The organism is Phytobacter massiliensis JC163 (genome assembly GCF_000321045.1).
Classification (GTDB): Bacteria; Pseudomonadota; Gammaproteobacteria; order Enterobacterales; family Enterobacteriaceae; genus Phytobacter_A; species Phytobacter_A massiliensis.
In genome coordinates this window covers 1,097,306-1,103,485 of sequence record NZ_HE578945.1, presented here as the reverse complement: position 1 = coordinate 1,103,485, position 6,180 = coordinate 1,097,306, and the positions used below count along the sequence as shown (strand labels likewise).

General features: G+C 54.7%; 7 protein-coding genes. 2 read left to right on the top strand and 5 right to left on the bottom strand.

Annotated features, from left to right (window positions below; all coding sequences use genetic code 11):
- Both ENTHG_RS05435 and ENTHG_RS05430 read right to left on the bottom strand, forming a co-directional pair.
- On the bottom strand, positions 1-488 hold a 488-nt coding region (locus ENTHG_RS05435; RefSeq protein WP_044175490.1), incomplete at its 3' end, for a DUF3313 domain-containing protein.
- A gap of 158 nt (positions 489-646) precedes the next feature.
- Positions 647-2,242: an ABC transporter substrate-binding protein gene (locus ENTHG_RS05430; protein WP_044175489.1), complete on the bottom strand. Its 1,596-nt coding sequence runs from the start codon at positions 2,240-2,242 to the stop codon at positions 647-649.
- 117 nt (positions 2,243-2,359) lie between these two features.
- Here ENTHG_RS05430 and pepT point away from each other — a divergent pair, with 117 nt between their 5' ends.
- Entirely contained in the window at positions 2,360-3,589 is a 1,230-nt protein-coding gene (pepT, locus tag ENTHG_RS05425; RefSeq protein WP_044175487.1) for a peptidase T, read from the top strand.
- Here the strand turns inward: pepT and tehB are convergent.
- Positions 3,586-4,179, bottom strand: coding sequence for a tellurite resistance methyltransferase TehB (tehB, locus tag ENTHG_RS05420; protein WP_044175486.1), 594 nt, complete (start codon positions 4,177-4,179; stop codon positions 3,586-3,588). The two genes, pepT and tehB, sit on opposite strands and share 4 nt — an antisense overlap.
- Positions 4,180-4,315: 136 nt before the next feature.
- Between tehB and ydcK the strand changes: the two genes are divergently transcribed.
- On the top strand, positions 4,316-5,296 hold the full coding sequence (ydcK, locus tag ENTHG_RS05415; RefSeq protein ID WP_044175481.1) for a YdcK family protein: 981 nt from the start codon (positions 4,316-4,318) through the stop codon (positions 5,294-5,296).
- On the opposite strand, the gene rimL is transcribed toward ydcK, so the two are convergent.
- Both rimL and ENTHG_RS05405 read right to left on the bottom strand, forming a co-directional pair.
- Positions 5,279-5,839 (bottom strand): 50S ribosomal protein L7/L12-serine acetyltransferase, encoded by a 561-nt coding sequence (gene rimL / locus ENTHG_RS05410; protein WP_044175477.1) that lies wholly within the window; start codon positions 5,837-5,839, stop codon positions 5,279-5,281. The two genes, ydcK and rimL, sit on opposite strands and share 18 nt — an antisense overlap.
- A 40-nt stretch (positions 5,840-5,879) precedes the next feature.
- A partial coding sequence (locus tag ENTHG_RS05405) for a glucan biosynthesis protein (RefSeq protein ID WP_044175475.1) occupies positions 5,880-6,180 on the bottom strand: 301 nt, incomplete at its 5' end.

The following is a 6,180-nucleotide window of genomic DNA, read 5'->3' as shown; positions in this document are numbered from 1 at the left end:
TAGAGATCGGTGTCCATGGTGCGGTGGCCGGTCGCCATCTGCGTACCTGCAACCACCATCGCTACCGGGATCACTTCATAGAACTGCAGCCCTTCTTTGCTGCTGTCCACGCCGGTGATCGCGCCACGGAAAATCAGGCTGCGCGCGCCAGGAGAGGTCACCAGCGGTTTACGCTGCGCCGCTGCGGCTTTCAGTTTGGTGTTGGTGTAGTTCAGGATGCCGTCCAGGGTTTTCTGGCTGACCTGACTGGTGGGTTTCGCCACCGGATAATAGGTGACCGGATGGTAAACAATGCTGTCGTATTTGCTCTGGTCGAAGGAAGGATCGACCCAACGCAGCACGGGCTTACCGCTGGCAGACGTGGTTTGTTGCAGACCGGAATAATCCTTTAAAAAGCCAGAATATTTTTCCGGTTCGGTAACTTTAGATGCACAGCCAGCTAACGTAAGCAGGCCTGTCAGCACCGCAACTTTAAATACAGTACGCATGAAAGATCCCTTTGTGTATGTAGACGCAATGAAAGTTATAGCAAACTGCCGACGCTCATGTTGAAGTAAAAAAGCGGCGGCTGTCAAATTCAGAAAATACAAAGGGCTAAGTAAAGTAAATCATGCCGGTGCGGCTTTCCCCGCACCGGCGTCCAGGCTTATTTACTGCTGTCTACCTGGTAAAAAATATGTTTTCCGAAGGGGTCGATCTCGTAACCCTGCACCTCTTTACGCACGGGTTCGAATATTGTCGAATGGGCAATCATTACCGCTGGCATCTGGTCATGCATCATCTGCTGGGCCTCTTTATACAGGCTGACGCGTTTATCATGGTCGGTAATAGATTTCGCCTCGGCGATAATGTCGTCAAATGGCTTATAGCACCATTTCGCCGAATTCGAACCGCCGTCGGCGGACTGGCAGGTAAATAACGGGCCAAAGAAGTTATCCGGGTCGCCGGTGGCTGTTGTCCAGCCCATCAGCGCCGCCTGATGCTCGCCATCTTTTACCCGTTTCAGGTACTCGCCCCACTCATAGGTAACGACTTTGGCATTTACGCCCACCTTCGCCCAGTCGGCCTGGATCATTTCGGCCATCCGCTTGGCGTTCGGATTATAGGGGCGCTGCACTGGCATCGCCCATAAATCGATGGTTGTACCCTCCGCCACGCCAGCCTCCTTCAGCAGCGCTTTTGCCTTTTCCGGGTCATAAGCGTAATCCTGCAGGGTGCTGTCGGCGCTCCATACTCCCGGCGGCAACAGGTTTTTCGCTTCGGTGCCTGTCCCCTGGAATACCGCCTTGATGATGGCGGGCTTATTGATCGCCATCGCCAGCGCCTGGCGAACTTTCACGTTATCCAGCGGCGCTTTTTGCGTGTTGAACGCCAGAAAACCGGTGTTCAGCCCCGCTTTACTCATCAGATTGATGTCTTTGTTCGCTTTGAGCCGCGGCAGGTCTGCCGGATTGGGGAAGGGATAGACCTGGCACTCATTCTTTTCCAGCTTGGCGAGGCGCACGGAGGCATCCGGGGTGATGCTGAACACCAGGCGGTCGATTTTCGCTTTACCCTGCCAGTAGTCCGGGAACGCGGTAAAGAGGATGCGCGCGTCCTTCTGATACTGGGTCAGCTTAAACGGCCCGGTGCCTACCGGGTCCATATCCACCCGCTCTGGCGTGCCCGCTTTCAGCATCGCATCAGCATATTCGGCAGAGAGGATAGAGGCGAAATACCACCCCAGGTCGGCGACAAAGGGCGCTTCCGGGTGCGCCAGGGTGAAGCGCACGGTGTGATCGTCCACTTTGTCGATGGCGGTAATTAATTTACCAAACTCCAGGCTCTCAAAGTTAGAGTAGTTACCGTTAGAGACATTGTGATACGGGTGATTAGGGTCTTTCTGGCGCATAAACGAGAAGATCACGTCATCAGCGTTGAAATCGCGGGTTGGCGTGAAATATTTATTGTTCTGGAACTTCACCCCTTTGCGCAGATGGAAGGTGTAGACCTTGCCGTCTTCGCTCACGTCCCAGCTCTCTGCCAGGCTCGGCTGCAGCTCCGTGGTGCCCACTTTAAAGTCTACCAGCCGGTTATAAACCGGTACGGCGCTGGCGTCCACGCTGGTTCCCGAGGTGTAAAGTTGCGGGTTGAAATTCTCCGGCGATCCTTCGGAACAGAAGACCAGCGTCTTTGCCGCTGCTGAGGAGCTGACCGCCAGAGCCAGCAACGCCACCGCAAATGTTGTCTGTTTATGTGCCATATCGTTTCCTTTTAGTGTCGTTCCATGCGCCAAAAAGTGCTTGTTGTTTGCGCTCTCATAAATAACATTAAAGTGACATTGCAAGCACCTGATAAGACAAATAAAGAAGGAATCACTATGACAGCGCCTCTCGCCAGTCAATTAACGCAACGCTTTTTCCGCTATCTCGCTATCACCAGTCAGAGCGACGCCGCGGCCACCACGCTCCCCACCACCCCCGGCCAGTTCGAGATGGCGCGCGCCCTGGCGCAGGAGCTGGAAACGCTAGGTCTGGAGCAGATTCAGCTTGACGATCATGCTACGGTAACCGCGGTGAAAAAAGGCACAGTGCCGGGCGCGCCGCGCGTCGGTTTTATTACCCATATCGATACCGTAGACGTGGGATTGTCACCGGATATTCATCCACAAATATTGCGATTCGAAGGCGAAGATCTCTGTCTTAACCGTGAGAAGGATATCTGGCTGCGGGTATCTGAACACCCGGAGATCAAAGCCTATCCAGGGGAGGAGATCATTTTCAGCGACGGCACCAGCGTGCTGGGCGCCGACAATAAAGCTGCCGTGACGGTGGTAATGACCCTGCTGGAAAATCTCACCGCTGACCAACGGCATGGCGATATTGTGGTTGCGTTTGTGCCGGATGAAGAAGTCGGGCTGCGCGGCGCGAAAGCGCTGGATCCGGCGCGTTTTGATGTTGATTTCGCGTGGACTATCGACTGCTGCGAAAAAGGCGAGATTGTCTTTGAGAACTTTAATGCCGCCTCGGCGACCATTAACTTTACCGGCGTTACCGCACACCCGATGTCAGCCAAAGGGGTGCTGGTCAACCCGCTGCTGATGGCAATGGATTACATCAATCAGTTTGACCGCCAGCAAACGCCGGAGCATACCGAGGGGCGCGAAGGCTACATCTGGTTTAACGGTATGGACGCGGTCCAGGGCCATGCCCGCCTGAGCGCCAGCATCCGCGATTTCGACAAGGCCAGCTTTGAGCGGCGCAAGCAGCAGATTGCTGATGTCGCGACGGCCATTGCCGCCCAATACCCTACCGCAAACGTCACCTTCACTATTGAGGATACCTACAGCAACATAAGCAACGCCATCGGTGAAGATCGCCGGGCTATTGATTTGCTGTTCGAGGCGATGGAAACGTTGGGCATTACCCCAAAACCCACCCCGATGCGCGGCGGGACGGATGGCGCGGCGCTCTCTGCAAGGGGGCTGCTTACCCCCAACTTTTTCACCGGCGCGCACAACTTTCACTCGCCGTTTGAGTTTTTGCCGCTGAAATCTTTTGCGGCGTCTTATAAGGTGGCGTTGCAGCTCTGCCTGCTGGCGGCGCGTTAGACTTTTCGTGCCAGCAGCGTGGCAAAACGCAGTTTGATGCGGTTACCGTTGGCGTCGGTGCGGTGAAGCTCACCGACGTCTTCGTTATATTTCATAAGCTCCCAGCCTGCGTAATAGTCACTCAGCTCCCCTTGTTTAAAGGCGAACGGGAAGCCAACGTTACAGGGGAAATCGTCAGTATCCATCGCCGCGACAATCAGGTTATAGCCGCCAGGCCGGGTGCAGCGCTGCATGTTAGCAATAAGCCCCGGTATGGTTTGCGGCTCAAGGAACATCATCACCACGGTTGAAAGAATAAAATCATACTCGCCGTCAAAGGTGAGCGTATTGAGATCCACAACGGCAGTTTGCAGGTTGTTCAGCCCTTCACCCTCGCGAATTTTTTCAATATTCGCCACGCTCATAGCATTTTTATCCCATGCGGTCACGTCAAAACCGTTAGCGGCCAGGTAGAGGCTGTTACGGCCACTGCCACAGCCCAGATCGAGGGTCTTTCCAGGTTTTACATACTGCATTGCATGGATAACATCTGAATGGGTGCGGGTCAGTCCGTATTTCTCAGTAAAATAGTTTTCATCAAACGTGGTCATTATTCATCCTCTCTACGCCGGTATCACTGGCGTAATACAATGTTGCATTTTTCATGCATGTTATGATTTTTCATCCTGAATAGCCAGTATCGCAAAATTTGCTACGGTTATCGTGGGGAAATAGCGGAAGAGCACAATGAATAAATACCGACTCAGTGAAGAGCGCCGGGCGTTTAGCTATCAAATGAACGGCGAAAAGAAGATGGTCACCCTGCGGCAGATTATTGCGCTGACGGACTTTAGCGATGTCGCCGCCGGAACGGCTGGCGGCTGGGTAGATGATGAAAGTGTTCTCGCGCAGGCGGGCAACTGCTGGATTTACGACGTGAACAGTATGGTCTTCGCGGGCAGCGTAGTGCGTGACGATGCGCGTATTACCCAGCCCTGCGTAATTTGTCACGATGTCGAGATCCGGGATAACGCCTGGGTGGATGCCGCGCAAATCAGCCACGGCGCGCGCTTGCGTGACAACGTCACGGTTCAGGCCTCGATTGTACGGGGCGGCTGCCAGATCTACGGTGACGCGCGCGTACTCCAGGGCTGTGAAATCATCGCCGCCAAAGGGCTAACTCAGGATGAGAGGCAGTCCTTACGCATTTACGATCGGGCCACCGTCAGCTGTTCGCGGGTGGTTCATCAGGCGCAAATTTACGGCGACGCTATTGTTAGGCATGCGTTTATTGAGCACCGCGCCGAGGTCTTCGATTTTGCCCTGCTTGAGGGAAACGAAGTCAATGATGTCTGGGTCTGCGACTGCGCGAAAGTCTATGGTAAAGCACGCGTCGTAGCCGGCATGGAAGAAGATGCCATCCCTACCCTGCGCTACAGTTCGCAGGTGGCGGAAAATGCGGTGGTAGAAGGCAACTGTCTGCTCAAACATCATGTGCTGGTGGGCGGCAATGCGTGGTTGCAGGGCGGCCCGGTGCTGCTTGATGAGGATGTGGTCGTTCAGGGCAACGCCCGTATTAAAGGGAATGTGCTGATCGAGCATCATATAGAGGTGACCGACGACGCGGTGATTGAAGCCGCCGAAGGGGAAAGTATTTTGCTGCGCGGGCGAAAGGTCATTAACGGCGGGCAGCATATCACCCGCACGCCGTTAGCCGGGCTGCTGTGAATCGTCGATTATCAGGCCGTAGATATTCTGATCGTAAAATACGCCGTTCAGATACTCGGCCTGCCGCAGACATCCTTCCAGCGTAAAGCCGTTACGCAGCGCAACCTGATTGCTCGCTTCGTTGGCCACCCGGCATTTAATCACGAAACGGCGAACATTGCCCTGCGCGGCGTAGAAGTGGATAAACGCCTGCAGACAGGCGGTAATAATCCCCTTTCCCTGCCGCTCCTGATCCAGCCAGTAGCCGATATAGCCTGTTTTATTGGCGGGCTCGATGGCGTTAAACGAGAGCACGCCAATCAGCACGTTATCCTCAAGGATCATAAACATTTTCGCATAGCCGCGCTGATGCAGCAGCATATTGCTCTGCGCCGTCTGGCGCGTCTGTTCAACCGAGCGCACATACTGCGGCCAGTCGAGAAACTGCTGCAACCACTCCCGGTTTTTCACAATCAGCTGATGCAGGTCGTGAACAAAGTGTTCGTCAACGGCATGCAGCGCCAGATGGTCGTTCACCGCAATAAGCGTATCGCTGTCGGGCATGTAATCTCCTTAAATCCCCCCGGTGACGGGGGGAGAATGATCAACGCATGATGCGGTCGTCAACGTAGTTACGTTTATCCGCGGCGGGCGGAAAATACTGATAAAGCCAGGTTTCGCTCACCGCGTCGCCCTGACAGCGCAGGAACATACGCATTTCTACCGGGTCGACGGAATCAGAGGTGGGATACCAGTCAAACAGAATGCGATAGCCGTCAAACGGTTCGACATAGAGTATTTCGACCTGCTTCGCCTCGCCGCTGGAGAGGGTAATAACCGGCTCGATGCCCTTCGGCGCGGCGGCTTTCAGGTCGCCGCCGACAAAGTCGATAGCGAAGCGACGG